General features: G+C 64.1%; 16 protein-coding genes. 9 read left to right on the top strand and 7 right to left on the bottom strand.

Annotated elements, in window-relative coordinates; genetic code table 11:
* The 6 genes from FJ974_RS13940 to FJ974_RS13915 all read right to left on the bottom strand — a co-directional run bounded on the left by FJ974_RS13940 (position 1) and on the right by FJ974_RS13915 (position 7,478).
* The gene (locus FJ974_RS13940; protein ID WP_140530793.1) at positions 1-1,008 is read right to left on the bottom strand and encodes an NAD-dependent epimerase/dehydratase family protein; all 1,008 of its coding nucleotides are present in this window, start codon (positions 1,006-1,008) and stop codon (positions 1-3) included.
* Positions 1,005-1,454: an EamA family transporter gene (locus FJ974_RS13935; RefSeq protein WP_140530790.1), complete on the bottom strand. Its 450-nt coding sequence runs from the start codon at positions 1,452-1,454 to the stop codon at positions 1,005-1,007. Before FJ974_RS13935 ends, FJ974_RS13940 begins: the two co-directional genes overlap by 4 nt.
* Positions 1,455-1,576: 122 nt before the next feature.
* A complete protein-coding gene (locus FJ974_RS13930; protein WP_140530788.1) occupies positions 1,577-2,929 on the bottom strand; it encodes an FAD-binding oxidoreductase in 1,353 nt (450 codons plus the stop codon).
* Positions 2,930-2,931: 2 nt separating this feature from the next.
* Entirely contained in the window at positions 2,932-4,365 is a 1,434-nt protein-coding gene (locus FJ974_RS13925) for a UbiA family prenyltransferase (protein ID WP_140530785.1), read from the bottom strand.
* A gap of 203 nt (positions 4,366-4,568) precedes the next feature.
* Complete coding sequence (locus tag FJ974_RS13920) at positions 4,569-4,832, bottom strand: hypothetical protein (RefSeq protein ID WP_140530782.1); 264 nt, start codon at positions 4,830-4,832, stop codon at positions 4,569-4,571.
* Positions 4,833-4,988: 156 nt separating this feature from the next.
* Positions 4,989-7,478, bottom strand: coding sequence for a mechanosensitive ion channel family protein (locus tag FJ974_RS13915; protein WP_140530780.1), 2,490 nt, complete (start codon positions 7,476-7,478; stop codon positions 4,989-4,991).
* 205 nt (positions 7,479-7,683) lie between these two features.
* On the opposite strand from FJ974_RS13915, the gene FJ974_RS13910 reads away from it, so the two are divergent.
* From FJ974_RS13910 to FJ974_RS13890, 5 genes are all read left to right on the top strand, one after another.
* Positions 7,684-8,943, top strand: a complete 1,260-nt coding sequence (locus tag FJ974_RS13910; protein WP_140530777.1) for a sarcosine oxidase subunit beta — start codon at positions 7,684-7,686, stop codon at positions 8,941-8,943.
* Between the two features lie 12 nt (positions 8,944-8,955).
* Complete coding sequence (locus FJ974_RS13905; RefSeq protein ID WP_140530775.1) at positions 8,956-9,249, top strand: sarcosine oxidase subunit delta; 294 nt, start codon at positions 8,956-8,958, stop codon at positions 9,247-9,249.
* Complete coding sequence (locus FJ974_RS13900) at positions 9,246-12,239, top strand: sarcosine oxidase subunit alpha (RefSeq protein ID WP_140530772.1); 2,994 nt, start codon at positions 9,246-9,248, stop codon at positions 12,237-12,239. The genes FJ974_RS13905 and FJ974_RS13900 overlap by 4 nt, the downstream gene beginning before the upstream one ends.
* Positions 12,232-12,819: a sarcosine oxidase subunit gamma family protein gene (soxG, locus tag FJ974_RS13895; protein WP_140530770.1), complete on the top strand. Its 588-nt coding sequence runs from the start codon at positions 12,232-12,234 to the stop codon at positions 12,817-12,819. The genes FJ974_RS13900 and soxG overlap by 8 nt, the downstream gene beginning before the upstream one ends.
* Positions 12,820-12,997: 178 nt before the next feature.
* Positions 12,998-14,440 carry an MFS transporter gene (locus tag FJ974_RS13890; RefSeq protein ID WP_140530767.1) on the top strand — a complete coding sequence of 481 codons (1,443 nt, stop codon included), beginning with the start codon at positions 12,998-13,000 and terminating at the stop codon, positions 14,438-14,440.
* Positions 14,441-14,550: 110 nt separating this feature from the next.
* On the opposite strand, the gene FJ974_RS13885 is transcribed toward FJ974_RS13890, so the two are convergent.
* Positions 14,551-15,255, bottom strand: coding sequence for a nitroreductase (locus FJ974_RS13885; protein ID WP_140530764.1), 705 nt, complete (start codon positions 15,253-15,255; stop codon positions 14,551-14,553).
* Between the two features lie 237 nt (positions 15,256-15,492).
* Between FJ974_RS13885 and FJ974_RS13880 the strand changes: the two genes are divergently transcribed.
* Genes FJ974_RS13880 through FJ974_RS13865 form a run of 4 tightly spaced genes read left to right on the top strand, consistent with a single transcriptional unit; the run spans position 15,493 to position 22,179 of the window.
* Positions 15,493-16,080: a helix-turn-helix domain-containing protein gene (locus FJ974_RS13880; RefSeq protein ID WP_181177026.1), complete on the top strand. Its 588-nt coding sequence runs from the start codon at positions 15,493-15,495 to the stop codon at positions 16,078-16,080.
* A 20-nt stretch (positions 16,081-16,100) separates the two neighbouring features.
* Positions 16,101-18,554 (top strand): GcvT family protein, encoded by a 2,454-nt coding sequence (locus tag FJ974_RS13875; protein WP_140530762.1) that lies wholly within the window; start codon positions 16,101-16,103, stop codon positions 18,552-18,554.
* Positions 18,554-19,735 carry a pyridoxal phosphate-dependent aminotransferase gene (locus FJ974_RS13870; protein ID WP_140530759.1) on the top strand — a complete coding sequence of 394 codons (1,182 nt, stop codon included), beginning with the start codon at positions 18,554-18,556 and terminating at the stop codon, positions 19,733-19,735. Before FJ974_RS13875 ends, FJ974_RS13870 begins: the two co-directional genes overlap by 1 nt.
* Complete coding sequence (locus FJ974_RS13865; RefSeq protein ID WP_140530757.1) at positions 19,732-22,179, top strand: GcvT family protein; 2,448 nt, start codon at positions 19,732-19,734, stop codon at positions 22,177-22,179. The genes FJ974_RS13870 and FJ974_RS13865 overlap by 4 nt, the downstream gene beginning before the upstream one ends.
* Positions 22,180-22,300: the final 121 nt, after the last annotated feature.

Below are 22,300 nucleotides of genomic sequence, written 5' to 3'. Positions count from 1 at the left end.
CTACTCGGCAGGCACATGTTTCGTAGCGACGGCATGGCCGTCTTTCTTGGCGCGGTATTCGCTGTAGGCGGCGATCAGCATGTCCTCGTCGCGGTATCGCGGCACCCAGCCGAGCTGGCGCCCGGCTTTCGACACGTCGAGCACGCATTCCTCATCGGCGATCAGATATTGTTCCGGATCCATGATCGGCATGTTCATCAAATCGAGCAGGTCGAGCGTGCGCTTGACCGCCCAGCCGGGAGTCGGGATCAGGATCGACTTCGAGCCGGCATGTTTGATCAGATCGCCTAGCAGTTTCCTGACTGGCGGCGGATTGAGCGAGCCAAGGTTGTAGGCCTCGTTCGGCACCCCGGCCTTCCAGGCCGCGCGCGCGGCTTCGGCGCAGTCGAAAACGGAAATGAACTGATAGGGATTGCGCCCGGAGCCGATCATCGGCACCGGCAGGTTCCAGTCGATCAGCTTGAACAGTTTTTCGAGGATGCCGAGACGCCCGGGTCCGATGATCAGGCGCGGCCTGAACAGCGAGATCGACATGCCGCGCTTGCGCCATTCGGCGGCAAGTTCCTCGGTCTTTTGCTTCGACCAGCCATATTCGCCGAGCGGCGCGACCGGGTGGTCCTCCGTCATCGGCAAGGTGACCGTGTGGCCGTAGATCATGTCGGTCGTATAATGGACGAGCTTTGGCGCGCCGGCCTTGTCCATGGCCTGCATGATGTGCTCGGTGCCGTGGAAATTGACCGGAAAGAAGAAGTCGTGCCGCTTGGCGCGCACCTGGATCGGTGACAGCATCTTGGCCGACAGATTGTAGACCATGTCGTCGGCCCTGAGGCCGACCGCGGCGACAGAGGCCGGATCGGTTACGTCGCATGTGGTGAAACGGACCGAGCGGTAGTGCGGCAGGTCGCTCTTGACGACATCGGCGACGACAACTTCCTCGCCGTCCGCGACGAGCCTGGGAGCAAGATGGCGGCCGACGAAGCCGTCGCCGCCGAAAATCACATGTCTCATCGAACGATCTCGCTGCTGCCGATCTTGTCGGGAATTATCGAAGCGGTCTGGTCCTCATGCCCGCGCCCGCCCATTTCCCGGCCACTTTGCGCGATCAGCACGGTGCCGACACAGATGCAGGCGATGCCGGCGATGCGCCAGCCGTTGATATCCTCGCGGAAGATGAAATAGGCGAAGATCGCGACCGCGACATAGGCCAGGCTGAGGAACGGATAGGCGAAGCTGAGCTCGACCTTGGACAGCACATAGAGGTGCGAGGCCATCGAGATGACGAAGGTGCACAGACCGACGAAAACCCATGGGCTGAAGACGATCTGCAGCAGCTTGAGGAGCGGATTGGTGCCCTCGAACGAGATCGGCCCGAGCGACATCATGCCCTGCTTCAGCATCAGCTGCGCCGCGGCATTGGTCATGACCGTGAAGAGAATGAAGACGATGTATTTCATATTGCCACCCTGCCCCGCAGCAGTCCTACTACAAACCTGCAAACGTTTCGTGAAGTCACAAGAAGGTTTTGAGTAAACCATGGATTTAACACTTCATTTACCATGACTTACTCAAATTCTATCTACTCTGCCGCCTCCGCCGTTCCGCGCCTTGCGTCCAGTTTTTTCGCCGTTCGAGCCCAGAAGCTCGATAGGAATGCCGGGTCGCGAAGCGCCTCCAGCCGCTGCCATTCCGGAAAGGACGCCGCAAAGGTCTCGGCGCCCATGCGGGCATCCTTGTAAGGGTTGACCGCCCCGCCCGCGTCGACCGTCATACGGTCGAGCTCGGCGAGCAGCCGCAACGTCCTTTCGCCCCGGTTGGGGAAATCCAGCGTCAGCGTGTAGCCGGGCCGCGGAAACGACAGCAGCGCCGGCGAGCGGACGCCGCCGAAGCGTTTCAGCACCGTCAGGAACGATCCCTGCCCCGCTTGCCTCGCCGCTTCGAGCAGCGCGGGAATAGCGCGGCGCGCAGCGGCCTCCGGCACCACGCTCTGGTGCTGGAAAAGCCCGCGCGGGCCATAGAACCGGTTCCAGTCGCGAACGCCGTCGAGCGGAAAGAAGAAGCCCTGGTAGCCCGTCTGGCGGGGCGCGGCAGAGCGTGCCTTTTTCCACCGGTAGGCCGCGTTGAAGACAGTCAGGAACGGCCGGTTGAGCACGTTGAACGGCGGCTGCGCCGGCACCGCAAGCCGGCTGCCGGCCCGCGCGGCGGCGTGCGAGCCATGCTCGGCATGATTGCCGGTAAACAGCAGCCCGCGTCCGCGCCCATGACCGCCGGCAAGCTGGTCGATCCAGGCGACGGCATATTCATTGGCCTGGTCCGCCGCCTCGGCGAGCTCGAAGAATTCGCCGAGATCGCTGAACCGGGTCGCCTTCTCGACGATATCGAGCGACGGCACCCGCATCAGCCGGATCGAGGCCGAAAGGATCAGGCCGGTCAGCCCCATGCCGCCTATCGTTGCGCGGAACAGGCGCGCATTGTCCGTCTCGGAGCAACGGTATGTCTTGCCGTCCGACCTGAGCAGCATGAAAGCTTCGACGTGGCAGCCGAAAGTGCCGCGCCGGTGGTGGTTCTTGCCGTGGACATCGTTGGCGATGGCGCCGCCCAGCGTGACGAACTGCGTGCCGGGAACCACCGCCGGGAAGAAACCGAAAGGCGCTGCATGGGAGATGATGTCGCTAAGCAGCACGCCGGCGTCCGCCTCGATCACCCCAGTCTCGGCATTGAAGGCGCGAATGCGGTTGAGCGGCCGCATGTCGATCACCATCCCGGCGTCGTTCTGGCAGCTGTCGCCATAGGAGCGGCCATTGCCGTAGCCAAGCAGGGAACCCGGCTTGGCCGCGCCGATCTTCAGCAAGGCAATCGCGTCTTCAGCCGCAATCGCCTGGCGCGCCGGCGGCGTCGCCAGCCCGAAGCTGCCGAAGCGTTCGCCGCCCATCCTCACCAACCCCCGACAACCAGCAGGGCCGCGCCGACCGCGACGACGATCTGGCTGCGCCAGTCACGGATGATGAACACGACCGGGTCGTCATTCATTTCGTCGCGGCGGGCAAGAATCCAGACGCGCATGGTGAGATAGAGAACGATCGGCGCCAGCGGCCACATCACCCATGGATGCGGATAGAGCTCGCGCACCGCCGGGCTGTCCATGTAGAGCGCCAGAACCAGCGCCGAGGAAAAGGCCGAAGCCATGCCCGCCTGGGCGACGATCTCCTGGTCCTCGGTGCGATAGCCGCGACCGGCAATGCGTTCGCCTGGCGCAATGGCGGTGGTGCGCAATTCGACGAAGCGCTTCACCAGCGCCAGCGACAGGAAGAAGAAGATCGAGAAGGCAAGCAGCCAGAAGGACACGTCGACGCCGGTCGCCGCGGCGCCCGCCATCACCCGAACCGTGTAGAGGCCGGCAAGCGTCAGCACGTCGATCAAAAGCATGCGCTTGAACGACAGCGAGTAGGCGGTGGTGATGACCATATAGCCGCCGAGCACGCCGAGGAACTGGATCGGCAGCAGGCAGCCCGCGGCGATGCCGGTCGCCAGCAGCATGGCGATGGCGCCAAAGCCGAATGGGATCGACAGCGCGCCGCTGGCGAAGGGCCGGTTGCGCTTGCTCGGATGCTTGCGGTCGAGCGCCAGGTCGAAGAAATCGTTGATGATATAGATGGCGGACGCCACGGCGCTGAAGGAAACGAACGCCACCACGCACTGCCAAATCATGCCGATGTTGAAATACTCATGCGACAGCACCATCGGCACCGCGATCAGCGAATTCTTCAGCCACTGATGCACGCGCAGCATCTTGACCAATGTCTTCCAACTCGGCCTCGGCGCCGCCATGCTCTCGGCCCCGCGCGCCGCCTGCCAGCGCGCGGCGCTGCGGTCCGGCGCGACCACGATTGCCGTACGCGCGGCGTCGAATACCTGGAGGTCGTGGCGGCTGTTGCCGGCATAGTCGAAGCCGCCGTCGCCATAGGCGGCGACCAGCGAGGCGCGCTTCCTGCCCGAAGTCATGTTGTGTGGACCGTCGGTCGCCAGCACATGGTCAAAGAGGCCGAGATGGGCTGCGATCGCCTCGGCGAATTTGCGCGGCGTTCCCGTCGCCAGAACGATCTTGCGGCCTTCATCGTGTTCGGCGCGCAGGCGCTCGAGCAATTCAACCCGGTAAGGCAGCGAGGCCGGATCGATGTCGATGCGATCGGCGATCTCCTGCTTCAACCGCGCGGGACCGCCTGTCAGCCACAGCGGCAGGAGAAAGAGATAGAGCGGGTTCTTCTTGAGCAGGATGAACAGGCCTTCCCACAGGAGGTCGGTTGCAATCAGCGTGCCGTCGAGGTCGACCGCAAACGGGATTGCGTTCCTGTCCGACCGCGCGTCCATTTTTCCTGCCCTGCCTTAACCCGTTGCGCCGCGTTTCGGCGTCTGCGCATCGGGTATAGCGGGGAACGGCGGAGTGAACGTTAAAACGCCCGGTTGTAGCGGGCTGTCGGGGCGGTATTTCCGGCGTCATCGTTAAGCAGCTTCTACCGGAAACGATAAAAGGCCGGACATTCGCCCGGCCTTTGCCAATCTGCTGCTTGCGTTTACTTGATGCGGGCGACGCCGCCCGAGATCTCGACCGTTTCAGAACCGGTCAAGGCTTCGAGGTCGCCATTGGGCAAGGTGACGAAGCAACCGTTCGGGCAGAACTCCACCGTCTCGCCGGCGGCCAGCGCCAGTTCCGTCTTGCCGCCCCCTTCGGTCACGATCAGCGTCCGGGTCTGGGCGTCCTTATTGACCGCGCTGGCGGCGAAAGCCGAACCGCCCACGGCAAGAAAAGCGATGGCGGTAACGACAGACTTCCACATTGCAATTCCGGTGTATCCACACCGCCTCTGTTGCATTTTCGCAAGGCATTCCCGCCCTTTGCACGGGAGCTTATATGACTTGCAAGCTGAACCGCAACTGAATGCCGCATTCATGCCGCAATTGGTTCGCGGAAGCGGGCTTGAGGCCTGCAAAGGTTAGTCGGGATCGGGCTTGGGCGCCTTGCGTCGGGTTTTCGCCAGGCGTTTCATCTCGGCCGCTGCCTCCGCCTCCAGCCGCTCCTGCTCGGCGGTCTCGACTTCCGTCTTGTCGTCGTCGATCGGCCACGGTTCGTGCTTTTTGGTCTCGACGACGGCGCGCGGCGTCGAGGGAATTTCGATATGCTCGTCCTCGAACGTCTCGAAGATGGCGAAGCGGATATCGTTCTGGACGATGTTGCCGTTCATCACGTCGGCTACGAAGACGCGGATTTCGAATTCGAGCGCTGCAGCCCCGAAATTTACGAACAGCACAAACGGCTCGGGATTCTTCAGCACCATCGGGTGCGAGCGCGCGACATCGAGCAACAGCGCATGCACGCGTTTGACGTCGCTGCCATAAGCGACGCCGACCCTTATGTCGATGCGGCCAAGCTTGTTGCGGTGCGTCCAGTTGCCGACCGCGTTGTTGATGAGGCTGGAATTGGGCAGGATCACCGCCTGCCGCTGGAACGTCTCGATCTCGGTGGCCCGCACGCTGATCTTTCTGACCGTGCCGCTAACCTCTCCGGCGACGATCCAATCGCCGACCTTGAACGGCCGTTCGGCAAGCAGGATGAGACCCGAGACGAAGTTGGAGACAACGTTCTGCAGGCCGAAGCCGATACCCAGCGACAGCGCACCGGCGACGAGCGCCAGGTTGGAAAGGTCGATGCCGGCCGCCGAGATGCCGACCAGTCCGGCGAGCGCTACACCGGCATAGCCGACCGCCAGCCGGATAGAGTTGCGCACGCCGGTATCGACCTTGCCGCGCGCCATCACCGAGCCGTCGAGCCAGCCCTGGAACCAGCGCGTCAGGAAATAGCCGATGGCAAAGACAACGATGCCGGTGAAGATGCCGAGGACCGAGATGGTCACCGAGCCGATCGTCACACCGGTCGCCAGCTTGTATGCCCAGGCCTGGATGTCGCCGGGCTGGAAGCCCCACATCAACAGGATCAGCGGCAGGAACACCAGCACGATCATCACGTTGATGGCGATGCTGACGACCAGGCCGAGCTGGTCGAGCGCGGTTTCCTCATAGCTGGAATTGGCTGACAGCCAGCGCCCTACCGAAGTGTCGGCGAAGCCGCCCTCCTCGCCGATCGCCCGCGCCGACAGGAAGCCGATATAGGCGGTGACCAGGATGGTGCCTGTGACCACGACCTGCACCGAGACGAAAATTGCAAGGCCGATATAGCCGAGAAACGCCGCCGCTATGGTGAACAGGCCGAGCGCGAAAGCAGTGTAGCGCAGCCATGCCGGCCATGGCCGCCAGGAGCCGTCCCCGGCTCTGAATGGCCTGAGCAGGCCCATCAGGATCAGGATGACGCCGACGATGATGGTGGCAATGAAACTTCTGGCAACCGTCAGCGACAGCGGCGAGCCCATCTTGTCGTTGACCACGGTCAGGAAATAGTTGAAGCCGATGACCACCGCCATCGCCGTCGTCAGCCGCACCAGCCAGCGCGCCGGGCTGGTTTGGACCGGGATAAGGCGCCAGTTCGGCAGCCGCGGCTCGAGCGCCGCATTGGTCAGCCTGTTGACGCAGAACACCACCGCGATCACGGACAGCAGCGCGTTGAGGAAAATGCCGATGTCGCCGCGCAGCACATTGTAATAGTTGAAGAAGAACACGGTCGAGGCAAGGAAGGCGCCGAGCGCCAGCGTCGGCAGCAGCGTCGACCAGAACGCCACCGAAAGCCGGCTGAGATAGGAAGGCTCCTCGACCGAGGGATCGGCCTCGAAGACACGCCCGAACAGGCGCCGGCCGCCAACCAGCAGCACCGCCGCCAGCACCAGCGCCATCATCGTTGCGGCAAGGATGGCCTCGAATTTGTACCTGAACGCAAAGGTCAACCATGACGCGACCGCCTTGTAGAGGCCGGCGAACTGATCGTGGGCATCGGAAAACGTCTGCGGGCTGAGCGCATCCGACAATTCGTAGCGCTTGGTCAGAACGCTGCGGAACAGCTCGCTGCGCATGGCCCCGATCCTGTCGACCAGCCCGTTGATACGGATCGACAAATTCTGCGCGCTGGCGATGACCGCATTGATCTCGGCCTTTTCGGATGTCAGCGCGCCGCGTTCATTGGCGACGATCGCCGGCTCCGGCGGCTGCCCTTGCGCCGGCGGCGGCCCTAGAACCTCGATGCGGTTGTTGATGTCGTTGATGCGGGAGCGGAACGCCAGCGCGCTGGTCAGCGCCGCTCGCGACATATCCTCCAGTTGCAGACGGATGTCGACCAGCCCGGCATCGTCCTCGCCATTGTCGGCTATCTTCTTCTCGAGGCCGTCGGTCTTGGCAGTCAGGTCCTGGATGACCTTGGTCTGGTCGGCAATCAGCTGGGCGGAACCCTGGCCGATCGCCTGCGCCATCGCGTCGAACGCCGGCTGCGCCGCGGCGGCGACGATGACGACCAGTATCAGGCGAAGCAATCGGAAGAACATGACGTCGCTGCGACTCGCGGCCGGAAAACCTTGGAAAAATTCCGCCCTTTGATAAAGACCGCCATACCGGGCGGCAAGCCATACCGCCTGGAGCCGGCGGCACGAAAGCGAGTCGGCCTGTCGAAAAGCCATGGCGCAATCTTGGCTTTGCGCCTATGGGCTGCTCTATAGTCTGCCGCATCGCATCCACAGGACGAGAGGAAGAATGGCGGAATATTCAGCCTTTTCGCTGCTCAAGAACGCGCTGACCGGAAACAAGGACTGGAAGCCCGCCTGGCGCAAGCCGGACCCCAAGGCCTCCTATGACGTCATCGTTATCGGCGGCGGCGGCCATGGTCTGTCGACGGCTTATTATCTCGCCAAGGAGCATGGCATCGCCAATGTCGCGGTGCTGGAAAAAGGCTGGCTCGGTTCCGGCAATGTCGGCCGCAACACCACAGCGGTGCGCTCCAACTACCTTTTGCCATCAAACACACGCTTCTACGAGCATTCGATGAAGCTGTGGGAGAACCTCTCCCATGATCTCAACTACAACGTCATGTTCTCGCAGCGCGGCTGCCTCAACCTTGCCCATACGCCTGCCCAGCTCGACGACTACGCCAGGCGCGGCAACGCCATGCGCCATCTCGGCGTCGATGCCGAGCTGATGACGACCGCCGAGATTTCCCGGCTGGTCCCGGCGCTCGACGTTTCCGGTTCGGCGCGATTCCCGATCTATGGCGGCCTGATGCAGCCGCGCGCCGGCACCGCCCGCCATGACGCTGTCGCCTGGGGTTATGCCCGCGGCGCCGACCGGCGCGGCGTCGACATCATCGAGAATTGCGAGGTCACCGGTTTCCTGCGCGACGGCGACCGCATCACCGGTGTCTCGACCTCGCGCGGCGAGATCCGCGCCAAAAAGGTGGCCCTGGCCGTTGCCGGCAGCACGGGGCAGGTCATGCAGCTTGCCGGCATCGACCATATGCCTATCGAAAGCCACGTGCTGCAGGCCTTTGTGACGGAATCGCTGAAGCCGTTCGTCGACACGGTCCTGACCTTCGGCATGGGTCATTTCTACATGTCGCAGTCGGACAAGGGCGGCCTCGTCTATGGCGGCGACCTCGACGGCTACAACAGCTACGCCCAGCGCGGCAGCCTGCCGATCGTCGACGAGGTGATGAGCGAGATGCTGGCGCTGTTCCCGGGCCTGGCGCGCGTGCGCATGCTGCGCTCCTGGGGCGGGCTTTGCGACATGACGATGGACGGCTCGCCGATCATCACCACCGGCCCGCTGCCCGGCATGTATCTCAATTGCGGCTGGTGCTATGGCGGCTTCAAGGCGACGCCTGCCTCCGGCTGGTGCTTTGCATACACCATTGCCAAGGACGAACCGCACCAGTTCAACGCGCCTTTCACGCTCGACCGTTTCTACCGCGGCCTCGTCATCGACGACAAAGGCCAGGGCGCGACGCCCAGGTTGCACTAGGGTCTTGATAGAATGCTGATTACTTGCCCCTATTGCGGCCCACGCGACGTCATCGAATTCACCTATCAGGGTGATGGCAATCGCGAGCGGCCGCAGCCGGCGTCGCAAAACCTCGACGCATGGAATGCCTATGTCTACGACCGGCTCAACCCGGCCGGCGACCACAACGAGATCTGGCAGCATTCGGGCGGCTGCCGCGCGCATCTCCGCGTCGTGCGCAACACGGTCACGCATGAGATCCGGAGCACCGCTTTCGCCCGTGGTCACCACCACAAATCGTCTCACAAGACGGAGGGCAAGCCGTGAGCCCGCGCCGCACCGAGACCGGCGGCCGCATCGACCGGCTGCGCACCATACGCTTCACCTTCGACGGCGCGCCCTACACCGGCCATGCCGGCGACACGCTGGCCTCGGCGCTGCTCGCCAGCGGCGTCACGCTGTTCGGGCGCTCCTTCAAATACCATCGCCCGCGCGGCCTGCTCTCCGCCGGCGTCGAGGAGCCGAACGCGCTGGTCACGGTGCTGCGCGGCGAGGTGCGCGAACCCAATATCGCCGCTACCATGGTCGAGATCTATGACGGGCTTGTTGCCGTCAGCCAGAACCGTTTCCCCTCGCTCGCCTGGGACGTGAGCGCCGTCAACCAGCTCGGCGGCAAGCTGCTGTCGGCCGGCTTCTACTACAAGACCTTCATGGGGCCCGTGATCGGGCCGCTTAAGGGCACGCGCTTCTGGATGTTCTGCGAGCATTTCATTCGCCGCGCCGCGGGCCTCGGCAAAGCGGGCGTCGCGCCCGATCCCTCGCGCTACGAGCGCATGAATGCCTTTTGCGACGTGCTGGTGGTCGGCTCCGGCCCGGCCGGGCTGATGGCGGCAAAGGCCGCCGCCGACCAGGGCGCGCGCGTCATCCTGGCCGAACTCGAGCCGCGTTTCGGCGGTTCCGCCAACTGGTCGGGCGAGATGATCGATGGTTCGCCGGCGGCCGATTGGGCGGCGCGCATTGCCGGCCAGCTTGAAGGCAACGACAATGTGCGGCTTTTGCCGCGCACGACGGTCTGGGGCTATTACGACGGCAACACCCTTGCCGCGCTCGAGCGCGTCACCGATCACAAGGAGGTGCCGGCCAAGGGCGAGCCGCGCCAGCGCTACTGGGCGATCCGCGCCAGGACGGTGGTTCTCGCCACCGGCTCCTTCGAGCGTCCGCTGGTGTTTCCCGGCAACGACCGTCCGGGCGTCATGCTGGCGCATGCGGCCGAACACTACGCCAACGAATATGGCGTGCTGCCCGGCGAGCGGATCGCGCTGTTCACCAACAACGACAGCGCCTACCGCTCGGCCATCGCGCTGAAGAGGGCCGGCGCCGCCGTCGTTGCCATCATCGACGTCCGCGCCGACGTCTCGAACGAGATGCGCAAGCTGGCGAGCGAAGCCGAGGCGGAACTGCTTGCCGGCCATGCGGTGATCGCCACGGAAGGCGGCAAGGCGCTCTCCGGGCTCAAGGTGCAGCGCTTCGACATGCTGAGCGGCGCGTTGAGCGGCGACACGCGCAGCATCCATGCCGACTGCTTGGCTGTGTCCGGCGGCTGGTCGCCGACCATCCATCTGGCCAGCCAGGCCGGCGCCAGGGCTGAGTGGGATCCGGCCACGCAGGCCTTCCTGCCGCCCAAGCCGACGCAGCGCTGGATCGGCGCCGGCGCCTTCACCGGCAGTTTTTCGACCGCGCAAGCCATTGCAGAAGGCCGGGCGGCCGGTCTCTCGGCTGCGGGCCGGGAAACGCCGCCCGCTCCCCTGCCCGTTGTCGAGGCGTTCCCGGGCGATCCCGATCCCGCGCCGGTGTTCGAGATCAAGGCCAAGGGCAAGAGCTTTGTCGATTTCCAGCATGACGTAACGTCAGAGGACGTGCGGCTGGCGCATTGCGAGGGCTTCATCTCGGTCGAGCATCTGAAGCGCTACACCACGCTCGGCATGGCGACCGACCAGGGCAAGAGCTCCAACGTGCCGGGCCTCGCCATCATGGCCGAGGCGCTCGGCAAGCCGATCCCGGAAGTCGGCACGACGCGCTTTCGTCCGCCCTATACCGCGGTGTCGATCGGCTCGCTGGCGGCGGAACGTTTCGGCGATCTGAAGCCCGAGCGGCTGACGCCGATGCATGACTGGCACATCGCCAACGGCGCCACCATGTATTCGGCCGGCCTTTGGTACCGGCCGATGATCTATGGCCTGCCCGGCGAGACGATCGAGCAGGCCTATGTGCGCGAGGCCAGGGCAACGCGTGAAAGCGCCGGCATCGTCGATGTCTCGACGCTGGGCAAGATCGCCGTGCAGGGCCCCGACGCGGCTGAGCTGCTGGACCGCGTCTACACCAACATGTTTTCGAACCTCGCCGTCGGTAAGGCCCGCTATGGCCTGATGCTGCGCGAGGACGGCCTTGCCTTCGACGACGGCACCACTTGGCGGCTCGGCGAACAAGACTTCCTGATGACCACCACCACCGCCAATGCCGGCAAGGTGATGCAGCATCTGGAATATTTCCTCGACGTCATCTGGCCGGAGCTGAAGGTCACGGTCACTTCCGTCACCGACGAATGGGCGGGCGCCGCGATCGGCGGACCGAAAGCCAGGACTATCCTTGCCGCCTGTGTCACCGGCACCGCGGTCGACAATGCGGCGCTTCCGTTCATGGGCATCGTCCACGGCCAGATCGCCGGCGTGCCGGTCATGATATGCCGCCTCTCCTTCTCCGGCGAAATGGCCTTCGAGGTCTATTCCGGCGCCGGCTACGGCACCCGCGTCTGGGAAGCCCTGATCGAGGCCGGCAAGCCCTTTGGCCTGGTGCCCTACGGGCTCGAGGCCCTGGGCACGATGCGCATCGAGAAGGGCCACGTCACCGGCGCCGAGATCGACGGCCGCACCACGGCGCGCGACCTGCATCTCGACTGGATGCTGTCGAAGAAGAAGCCTTTCATCGGCTCGGCGATGATGGACCGCGAGGGCCTGATCGCGCCCGGCCGGCTGCAGCTGGTCGGCCTGGTCTCGCTCGACAACCGGCCATTCAATGGCGGCGGTCACATCGTCGAGCAACTGGACGAAGAAAATCCCCGCGATTCGATCGGCCACATCACCGCCTGCTGCTATTCGCCGGCGCTCGGCAAATACATCGCGCTGGCGCTGGTCGAGGGCGGCAAGGCGCGGCACGGCACGCGCGCATTCGTCTCCGATCCACTACGCAACCGCTTCGGGCCGATCGAGATCGTCTCCAACCATTTCTACGATCCGGACGGGAGCCGCATGCATGGTTGAGCGCCAGTCACCGCTTGAGCCGGTGTTCCATCCGGGCTCCCATGGCAATTTCGAGCATGGCGTCGACGTCATCCTGTCCGAAACGCGGCCGGGCTCTATCCTGCAGCTCGCCGCATGGCCGGGCGAAGAGAAGCGGCTGATCGACGTCATCCGCAATGTCACCGGTCTTACCTTGCCGGACGGCGCCGGCGGTGGCGTGACCAATGGGGCGCGCTCGGCATTCGGCTTCGCGCCGGGCAAATTCACCGTAGTCGACGAGGCAGAGGATCTGGCAGCGGCCTTCGCCGGCGTCGTCACGCCGGCCATCGGCACGCTCACCGATCTTTCGCATGGCCGCACCGCGATCCGCATCGCCGGACCGAGAGCCGAATGGGTGATGGCGAAATTCTTCGCCATCGATTTCGCCCTGCCGGCCTTCCCGCTGGGCGCCGGCCGCTCGACCAATCATCACGATGTTTTCGCCCAGATTCAGCGCACCGGCGCCGACCAGTTCGACATCTACGTTTTCCGCTCCTTCGCGCGCTCGTTCTGGAAGGCCTTGTGCCACGCCTCAGAGGAAGTCGGCTACGAGGTGCAGTAAAGCAGATCGCCCAACGGTGCGAAGCTGTGGACCAGGCGATTGGCACAGCGAGCGCTTGGCACTATGGACGGCCACAACTGCCGCTTGAGCCTTGGGCCAGCAGCGACGATACATAAGGAATCACTGGCGCTTGTCGGGTTAGGCGCCTGTCCAGGCAACCAGTTCGACCTGTCCTTCCATGACCGCAGAGACTTCGGCGACGGCCACAACCCGCTTTGCTCCGGCGGGCGAGGCGTCGATGCTTTTGCCGGCAACGGTCGCCTGCGGCGTCTTCATGACCAGCCTCGACCAGAATGTCGTGGTGACCGCGCTCCCCGGTATCGGTGAAAGCCTGGACCGTCCGCCGAGCCAGCTCGGCCTTCTGATCACCGTCTATGTCGCCAGCCTGATCGTCTCGATGCCGCTCGGCGGCTGGGCGGCCGACCGCTTCGGCCCGCGCAACGTCTATTGCTTTGCGCTGCTTGTCTTCGCCAGCGCCTCGGCGCTTTGCGGGCTGTCCGGCAATCTGTGGATGCTGGTCGCCTCACGCGCGCTACAGGGTTTCGGTGGCGCGCTGATGGGCACGCTCGGCCAAGTCGTGATCCTGTCGAGCTTTCCGCGCGACCGCACGCTCAAGATCAACATGTATATTTCGCTGGCCGGCCAATCCGGGCCGCTGGTCGGGCCGCTGGTCGGCGGCGCGCTGACCACCTACGTGTCCTGGCGCTGGATCTTCTACATCAACGTGCCGTTCGCGCTGACCGCCGCCCTGCTTGCGGCCTCGATGTTTCCCTCGACGACCAAGCCGGTGCGCACGCCGTTCGATTTTCCGGGCTTCCTGCTCGTCGGCAGCGGCATGGCGCTGCTCGTCTTCGGCATGGACTCGCTCGCCGCCAAGGATGCCGCCGGCATAAGCATCGCGGCGGAACTCGGGCTGGCGATCGTCATCCTCACCGTCGCCGCCTTCTATTGCTTGCGCGCCCGCAATCCGCTGCTCGATCTGAAGCTGCTGCGCATCCGTACCTTCCGCATCAGCTTCCTTACCGGCGGGGCCCTCGACACGATCGGCCTGAGCTCGGTCGTCTTCCTGCTGCCGCTGATGTTCCAGCTCGGCTTCGGCATGAGCGCAGTGCAGGCCGGATCGCTGACCTTCATCGCCGCGATCGGGTCGCTGCTGATGCGCTTCTTCATGCCGCGGATCCTGAACCGTTTCGGCTTCCGCCGCGTGCTGATCACCAACACGCCGATCGCCGCTCTGCTGGTCGCGGGCTTTGCCTTGATGCAGGCCAGCCTGCCGGCCTGGATCGTTCTTGCCTACATTTTCGCCTTCGGCCTCGTTCGCTCGGTGCAGTGGGCCTCGACCGGCAATCTCTCCTATTCCGACATCGCGCCCGAGCAGCTCGCCCGCTTCAGCGCGCTCTATTACATCCTATGGCAGCTGGCGGTGGCGATCAGCGTCGGTCTGGCGGCGGCACTTTTGTCCCTGCTTGCCGGCGGCGGCAAGGCCAGTGTCGACGACTTCCGTATGCTGTTCATCATCGAAGGCTTGATTACGCTCTGCGCACTATCGGCGTATCTCAGGCTGACGCCGCAGGATGGCGCCCATGTCAGCGGCCATGGCGCGCAGATGAATACGGAATAAAGCATGTCTCCCGAAAGTGTGCAGCGGTTTCGGGACAAAGACATGCTTAAAACCAAAGAGCTAAAGCATGTCGCGTGATTCCTTCTCACGCGACATGCTTTAGCTCCGCCCTATTCGGCGAACGTCACCCAATCCTCGATCGGCGCGCGGTCGGTGCGGAATTCGTTCTCGGGCTTGGACTTGTCCTCGTAGCCGAGCGCCATGCCGCAGACGACGATCTCTTCATCCGGAATGTTGAGCACCGGCCGGATTTGCCGGTGATAAGGCGCGAAGGCCGCTTGCGGGCAGGTATGCAGTCCCCTGCCCCGTGCCGCGACCATGATGTTCTGCAGGAACATGCCGTAGTCGATCCATGATCCTTTGTTCAGCCGGCGGTCGACGGTGAAGATCATGCCGACCGGCGCGTCGAAGAAGACGAAGTTGCGGTCGTGTTGCGCGCGCATCCTGTCGACCTCGCGCCGGCCGATGCCGATCGCGCCATATAGGCCGAAGCCGTTGGCGCGGCGGCGGCTGAGATAAGGCTCGAAGAACTGGTCGGGATAGTATCGGTATTCGTCCCACTCGGCCTTCTCGGCGCGAATGCCCGAGTTGAGAATGGCGTCGCTGATGCGCTGCTTGACCTCGCCCTTGGTCACATAGACCCGCCAGGGCTGCATGTTCGTGCCTGAAGGCGCCCGTGCCGCCACGGCGAGAATGTCGCGGATCGTGTCGTCGTCGACCATATTGGGAAGAAACGCACGCACCGAACGGCGCGAGATGATCGCCTCGTCGACGATCGCCGCATCCTTGGCGATCCGGGTGTTGTGTTCCAGCATGGGCCGTCCCTTTGCGCATGTCCGGAACCGGGAACCGGTTCCCGAAACCGACCACGCGCAGACTCGTCAAAAACCTGGTCCCCGAACCGGACGTCCCCACCCGCCGTTCGTGGCCGAGCCTTTGCATGAACCGCCAAAACGGCGCAAGCAAATCTTGTGGCTCATGAAAATGCTCTTGATTTTTTCATGCGCTTGCCGTCTCATGAAATTTATCCGCATTTTTTCACAGAGCGCGAATTGGCCCCCATTGCCGTCAGATCGGAGCAGGATAATGGCGAGCGGTTGCTAGCCGGCGATATCCGGGCGCTGCGCAAGGCGCGCGGGCTGACGCTAACCGAGATCGCGCTCAGGCTCGGCCGCTCGGTCGGCTGGGTCAGCCAGGTCGAGCGTGGCCTTTCAGTCCCTTCGCTGGGCGACCTCAGGGCCTTCGCCCAACTCTTCGGCGTGCCGCTCAGCCTGTTCTTCAGCCATGAGGTGCCGGTCGAGAGCGAGCGCGGTGTGATCGTGCGCGCCGGCAGGCGCCGCACGCTTGGCACAAGCGAATCCGGGCTGGTGGAGGAGCTTCTGTCGCCGGACCTCGGCGGTAGCTTCGAGATGGTGCGTTCGGTCTTCGCGCCGGGGGCAGAGTTGAAGACCGCAGCGCTTCGGCCGACCGAGGAGGCAGGATATATCGCATCCGGGCTGTTCGACATCGAAATCGTAGGCGTCTGGCATCGGCTTGGCGAAGGCGATTCGTTTCGCTTCGAAGGCAAGCCTTACCGCTGGCGCAACCCAGGCACCGAGCCGGCTGTCGTCATCTGGGTGGTTTCGCCACCGGTCTACTGAGTTAAGTTGGGAGGAACAAAATGGCCGGTTTGCCGACCACGGCGCGCGTGGTGATCATCGGGGGCGGTGTCGTCGGCGCCTCGTCGCTCTATCACCTTTGCAAGGCGGGCTGGACCGATTGCGTGCTGCTGGAAAAGAACGAGCTGACCTCCGGCTCGACCTGGCATGCCGCCGGCAACGTGCCGACCTTTTCCTCGTCATGGTCGCTGATGAACATGCAGCGTTATTCGACCGAGCTCTACCGATGCTTGGCCGAAGCGGTCGACTATCCGATGAACTACCATGTCACCGGCTCGCTCAGGCTCGCCCACACCAAGGAGCGCATGCAGGAGTTCCAGCGTGCCAGGGGCATGGGCCGCTATCAGGGCATGGACATCGACGTCGTCGGGCTCGACGAGATCAAGCGTCGCTATCCCTTCATCGAGACGCATGAGTTGAAAGGCGCGCTCTACGACCCGAGCGACGGCGACATCGACCCGGCGCAGTTGACGCAGGCGCTGGCCAAGGGCGCGCGCGACATGGGCGCGAAAATCATCCGCTTCTGTCCGGTCACCGGCGTTCGCCGCGAGGCCGGCGAATGGGTGGTCACGACGCCGCAGGGCGAAATCCGCTGCGAAATCGTCATCAACGCCGCCGGCTACCGCGCGGCGGAAGTTGGAAAAATGTTCGGCCGCGAAGTGCCGATGATGGTGATGAGCCATCAGTACATATTGTTCGAGGAAATCCCCGAGCTCGCCGCCTGGTCCAGGGAACAGGGCAAGAAACTGCCGCTGCTGCGCGACGTCGATACGTCCTATTATCTGCGGCAGGAAAAGACCGGCATGAATCTCGGCCCTTACGAGCGCAATTGCCGCGCGCATTGGGCGACCCATAACGATCCGATGCCGGAGGATTTTTCCTTCCAGCTCTTCCCCGACGATCTCGACCGGCTGGAGCACTATCTGGCCGACGCCGTCGCCCGCGTGCCGATCCTCGGTACCGCCGGGCTCTCCAAGGTCATCAACGGGCCGATTCCCTACACGCCGGACGGCAACCCGCTGATCGGGCCGATGCCGGGCCTGCCGAACGCCTTCGAGGCCTGTGTCTTCACCTTCGGCATCGCGCAGGGCGGCGGCGCCGGCAAGGTGCTGGCCGAATGGGTGACGCAAGGCCAGACCGAGTGGGACATGTGGTCCTGCGATCCGCGCCGCTTCACCTCTTTTGCTTCGGCGCCGGATTATTGCGTTGCCAAAGGCATGGAGATCTACGGCAACGAATACGCCATCCAGTTCCCGCGCCACGCCTGGCCGGCCGGACGAGACCGCAAGCATTCGCCGCTGCATGATCGCATCAAGGCGCTTGGCGCTCAATTCGACGCCTATAATGGCTGGGAACGCGCCACCTGGTATGCGCAACCCGGCGACGACATTTCGGAGGAAGCGACACTGACCTTCCGCCGTGATGGGCCGTGGCAGCACCGCATGCGGGAGGAGTGCCTGGCAGTGCGCGATGCCGCGGGCATCCTCGACCTGCCCGGCTTCTCGCGCTTCAATCTCGAAGGTCCGGGCGCCGCCGGCTGGCTGGCGCTGCAGGTGACCGGCCTCGTACCGAAGCCAGGCCGCATCGGCCTGGTCTACTTCGCCGATGACAAGGGCCGCATCGTCACCGAAATGTCGGTCGTGCGCCACGATGAGGATTTGATGACGCTGATCACCGCAGCGGTTGCGCAATGGCATGATTTCGAATGGCTGAAATCGCGTATGCCCGCCGATGCGGCTTTCATGCTGACCGATCGCACGGACGAGTATTCAACGCAGATTCTCGCCGGTCCGAACTCGCGAAAAATCCTTGCCGAGGTCTGCGATGCAGACCTGACCCTTGCCTGGCTGACGCATCAGGAAACAACCATTGCCGGGCGCTGGACGAAACTGGTGCGCGTGTCCTTCGCCGGCGAACTCGGCTGGGAAATTCACACCAAGGTTGCTGATACCGGCGCGGTCTTCGACGCCGTCTGGGCAGCGGGCCAGAAGCACGGCCTCAAGCCATTCGGCATGTATGCGCTGGATTCGCTCCGGCTGGAAAAAGGCTACCGCGCCTGGAAGGGCGATCTGTCGACCGACTATTCGATCCTGCAGGGCGGGCTGGAGCGCTTCGTGAAATGGGACAAGCCGGACTTCCGCGGCAAGGCAGCGCTTCAGAACGAAAAACAGCAAGGCGTGAAGAAGCGCTTCGTCACGCTTGTTGTCGAGAACCCCGGCGACTGCGATGCGCCCTATATGTCGACGCTCTGGCACCGCGGCGGCATCGTCGGCGAGACGACCTCGGGCGGCTGGGGCCATCGCGTCGACAAGTCGATCGCGCTCGGCATGCTACGCGCCGATCTTGCCGAGCCCGGCACCGCCGTCGAAGTCGAAATCTTCGGCGACCGTTTCACGGCGGTGGTGCAGAAGGACGAACCACTGTGGGATCCAAAAAACGAGAGGTTGAGAGCCTGATGCCAAAACCATCATCGCGCATTACCGGTATCGTGCCTTCGGGCAAGGATGGCTGGGAAGTCCACTTCGCCGCCTGGACCCGCAAGCAGGCCGGCGAGGACATCATCCTGCTCTCGGTCGGCGACCACGACTTCGACACGCCGTCGGAAACGATCGAGGCCTGTGTCAATGCCGTGCGCGGAAGCAATCATCACTATACGCCGCTGCCCGGTCTGCCGCGCCTGCGCAAGGCGATGGCCGCCGCCTCGACCGCTTGCGCCGGCATCCCGACGGAACCGGACGAGATCATCGCCACGGCTGGTGGCCAAGGCGCGCTCTACGCCGCTGTGCAGGGCGTGCTCGATCCCGGCGATCACGCCATCGTCGTCGCGCCTTACTATGCCACCTACCCGAACACGTTCAGCGCCGCCGGCGCCAGCTTCACGGTGGTCGAGACGCCCGCCGAAGATGGGTTTCAACCCCGCGCGGACATGATCCGTGCCGCGCTCAGACCCAACACGCGCGCCATTCTGATCAACACGCCGAACAACCCGACAGGTGCTGTCTATTCGCGCCAGCGCCTCGAACAACTGGCCGAAATCTGCAGGGAACACGACCTCTGGCTGCTGTCCGATGAGGTTTACTGGACGCTCGGCGGCGGCGAGCATGTCTCGCCGCGTTCGCTGCCTGGCATGGCCGAGCGCACGCTGGTGATCAATTCGATGTCGAAGAGTCACGGCATGACCGGCTGGCGCATGGGCTGGCTGACCGGCCCGAAGGCGATGATCGCGCTGATGACCGATCTCAATCTGGTGACGACCTACGGCCTGCCGGCTTTCATCTCGATCGCCTGCGCCGAGGCACTCGAAAACCACTATGGCGTCAAGGAGATCGCCGCGCGCTACGCGGCGCGGCGCACGGCAATGCTCGAAGCCGTGCGCGGCATGAACCACGTCACCGTGCGCGGCTCCGAAGGCGGCATGTATGTCATGCTCGACATCTCGGCCATCGAGCCCGACGACGAGAAGTTCGCCTGGGCGCTGCTCGAGAAGGAAAAGGTCGGCGTCATGCCGGGTTCGAGCTTCGGCGAGGCCGCAGCCGGCCACATCCGCGTCAGCCTCTGCCAGCCGGAACCTGTGCTCGGGGAGGCAGCGCTTCGCCTGCGCCGCTTTGCTTCCAGCTATCGCCGCGAGGCCGCATGACTAAAAGCGTTCCCACCAAGGCCCGCGCCGTCATCATCGGCGGCGGCGTCTCCGGCTGCTCGGTTGCCTATCACCTGGCAAAGCTCGGCTGGACCGACATCGTGCTGCTCGAACGCAAGCAGCTCACCTGCGGCACGACCTGGCATGCGGCCGGCCTGATCGGCCAGTTGCGCGGCTCCCAGAACATGACGCGGCTGGCGAAATATTCGGCCGACCTCTACGTGAAGCTCGAGGCCGAGACTGAGGTCGGCACCGGCATGCGCCAGGTCGGCTCGATCACCGTCGCGCTGACCGAGGAGCGCAAGCACGAAATCTACCGGCAGGCTTCGCTCGCCCGCGCCTTCGATGTCGACGTACGCGAGATTTCGCCGCGCGAAGTCAAGGAGATGTATCCGCATCTCAATGTGTCCGATGTCGTCGGCGCCGTGCACCTGCCGCTCGACGGCCAGTGCGATCCGGCCAACATTGCAATGGCGCTGGCCAAGGGCGCCCGCCAGCGCGGCGCGACAATCATCGAGAACGTGAAGGTCGCCAGGGTCCACACCAAAAACGGCTGCGTCTCCGGTGTGTCCTGGGCGCAGGGCGACGAACAAGGCACCATCGACACCGACATCGTCGTCAACTGCGCCGGCATGTGGGCGCGCGAGCTTGGGGCGCAGAACGGCGTCAACATCCCGCTGCATGCCTGCGAGCATTTCTATCTCGTCACCGAGCCTATCCCCGGCCTGACGCGCCTGCCGGTGCTGCGGGTGCCGGACGAGTGCGCGTACTACAAGGAGGACGCCGGCAAGATGATGCTCGGCGCCTTTGAGCCGGTGGCAAAACCCTGGGGCATGGACGGCATCCGCGAGGATTTCTGCTTCGATCAGCTCCCCGAGGACATGGACCATTTCGAGCCGATCCTCGAAATGGGCGTCAACCGCATGCCGATGCTCGGCACCGCCGGCATCCATACCTTCTTCAACGGCCCCGAAAGCTTTACCCCGGACGACCGCTATTATCTGGGCGAAGCGCCGGAGCTCTCCGGCTACTGGATGGCGACGGGCTACAATTCGATCGGCATCGTCTCGTCCGGCGGCGCCGGCATGGCGCTGGCGCAATGGATCAACGACGGCGAGGCGCCCTTCGATCTCTGGGAAGTCGATATCCGCCGCACCCAGCCTTTCCAGAAGAACCGCCGCTATCTGAAAGAGCGCGTCTCCGAAACGCTCGGCCTGCTCTATGCCGATCATTTCCCCTACCGCCAGATGGCGACCTCACGCGGCGTGCGCCGCTCGCCCCTGCATGAACACCTGAAGGCGCGCGGCGCCGTCTTCGGCGAGGTCGCCGGCTGGGAGCGCGCCAACTGGTTTGCCCGCGACGGGCAGGAGCGCGAATACCGCTATTCCTGGAAACGACAGAACTGGTTCGACAATCAGCGTGAGGAGCATCTCGCGGTGAGGAAAGGCGTCGGCCTGTTCGACATGACTTCCTTCGGCAAGATCCGCGTCGAGGGCCGCGATGCCTGCGCGTTCCTGCAAAGGCTCTGCGCCAACGACATGGACGTGGCGCCCGGCAAGATCGTCTACACACAGATGCTCAACCAGCGCGGCGGTATCGAGAGTGACCTCACGGTGTCGCGGCTGTCCGACACGGCCTACTTCCTGGTCGTGCCAGGCGCCACGCTGCAGCGTGACCTCGCCTGGCTGAGAAAGCATCTCGCCGACGAGTTTGTCGTCATCACGGACGTAACCACGGCCGAAGCCGTCATCTGCCTGATGGGTCCGGACTCGCGAAAGCTGATCCAGAAGGTGAGCCCGAACGATTTCTCCAATGAAGCCAATCCTTTCGGCACCTTCCAGGAGATCGAGATCGGCATGGGTCTCGCCCGTGCCCATCGCGTCACCTATGTCGGCGAGCTCGGCTGGGAACTCTATGTCTCGACCGAGCAGGCGGCCCACGTCTTTGAGGCAATTGCCGACGCCGGCGCGGATGTCGGCCTGAAACTCTGCGGCCTCCATACGCTCGATTCCTGCCGCATCGAAAAGGCCTTCCGCCATTTCGGCCACGACATCACCGACGAGGACAATGTGCTGGAGGCTGGCCTCGGCTTCGCGGTGAAGACTGCCAAAGGCGATTTCATCGGCCGTGATGCCGTGCTGCGCAAGAAGGAAGCCGGGCTGGATCGCCGGCTGGTGCAGTTCCGCTTGAAGGACCCGCAGCCGCTGCTCTTTCACAATGAGGCCATCCTGCGCGACGGCAAGATCGTCGGCCCGATCACGTCAGGCAATTACGGCCACCACCTCGGCGGCGCGATCGGGCTTGGCTATGTGCCTTGCCAAGGCGAGAGCGAGGTGGATGTGCTGACTTCATCCTACGAGATCGAGATTGCCGGCGAGCGCTTTGCGGCCGAAGCGTCGCTGAAGCCAATGTACGATCCGAAGGCGGAACGGGTGAGGATGTAGCGCGGTCTACCCTTCTCCCCTTGTGGGAGAAGGTGGCCGAGCGAAGCTCGGACGGATGAGGGGTGTTGGACGGATCGCTGCTTCAAAGGCATAAGCGCCTGAAAGCGCGGGATTTTCCACG

It is taken from the genome of Mesorhizobium sp. B1-1-8 (assembly GCF_006442795.2).
GTDB lineage: Bacteria > Pseudomonadota > Alphaproteobacteria > Rhizobiales > Rhizobiaceae > Mesorhizobium.
Note: the sequence above shows the minus strand (reverse complement) of the source record. Positions and strands in the feature narration are given on the sequence as shown.

What these genes read in the sequence shown, in the direction of transcription:
- FJ974_RS13935 (WP_140530790.1), bottom strand. Translation starts at nt 1,454, where the DNA reads ATGAAATACATCGTCTTCATTCTCTTCACGGTCATGACCAATGCCGCG.
- FJ974_RS13925 (WP_140530785.1), bottom strand. Translation starts at nt 4,365, where the DNA reads ATGGACGCGCGGTCGGACAGGAACGCAATCCCGTTTGCGGTCGACCTC.
- FJ974_RS13910 (WP_140530777.1), top strand. Translation starts at nt 7,684, where the DNA reads ATGGCGGAATATTCAGCCTTTTCGCTGCTCAAGAACGCGCTGACCGGA.
- FJ974_RS13890 (WP_140530767.1), top strand. Translation starts at nt 12,998, where the DNA reads ATGACCGCAGAGACTTCGGCGACGGCCACAACCCGCTTTGCTCCGGCG.
- FJ974_RS13915 (WP_140530780.1), bottom strand. Translation starts at nt 7,478, where the DNA reads ATGTTCTTCCGATTGCTTCGCCTGATACTGGTCGTCATCGTCGCCGCC.
- soxG (WP_140530770.1), top strand. Translation starts at nt 12,232, where the DNA reads ATGGTTGAGCGCCAGTCACCGCTTGAGCCGGTGTTCCATCCGGGCTCC.
- FJ974_RS13905 (WP_140530775.1), top strand. Translation starts at nt 8,956, where the DNA reads ATGCTGATTACTTGCCCCTATTGCGGCCCACGCGACGTCATCGAATTC.
- FJ974_RS13865 (WP_140530757.1), top strand. Translation starts at nt 19,732, where the DNA reads ATGACTAAAAGCGTTCCCACCAAGGCCCGCGCCGTCATCATCGGCGGC.
- FJ974_RS13920 (WP_140530782.1), bottom strand. Translation starts at nt 4,832, where the DNA reads ATGTGGAAGTCTGTCGTTACCGCCATCGCTTTTCTTGCCGTGGGCGGT.
- FJ974_RS13885 (WP_140530764.1), bottom strand. Translation starts at nt 15,255, where the DNA reads ATGCTGGAACACAACACCCGGATCGCCAAGGATGCGGCGATCGTCGAC.
- FJ974_RS13930 (WP_140530788.1), bottom strand. Translation starts at nt 2,929, where the DNA reads ATGGGCGGCGAACGCTTCGGCAGCTTCGGGCTGGCGACGCCGCCGGCG.
- FJ974_RS13870 (WP_140530759.1), top strand. Translation starts at nt 18,554, where the DNA reads ATGCCAAAACCATCATCGCGCATTACCGGTATCGTGCCTTCGGGCAAG.
- FJ974_RS13875 (WP_140530762.1), top strand. Translation starts at nt 16,101, where the DNA reads ATGGCCGGTTTGCCGACCACGGCGCGCGTGGTGATCATCGGGGGCGGT.
- FJ974_RS13940 (WP_140530793.1), bottom strand. Translation starts at nt 1,008, where the DNA reads ATGAGACATGTGATTTTCGGCGGCGACGGCTTCGTCGGCCGCCATCTT.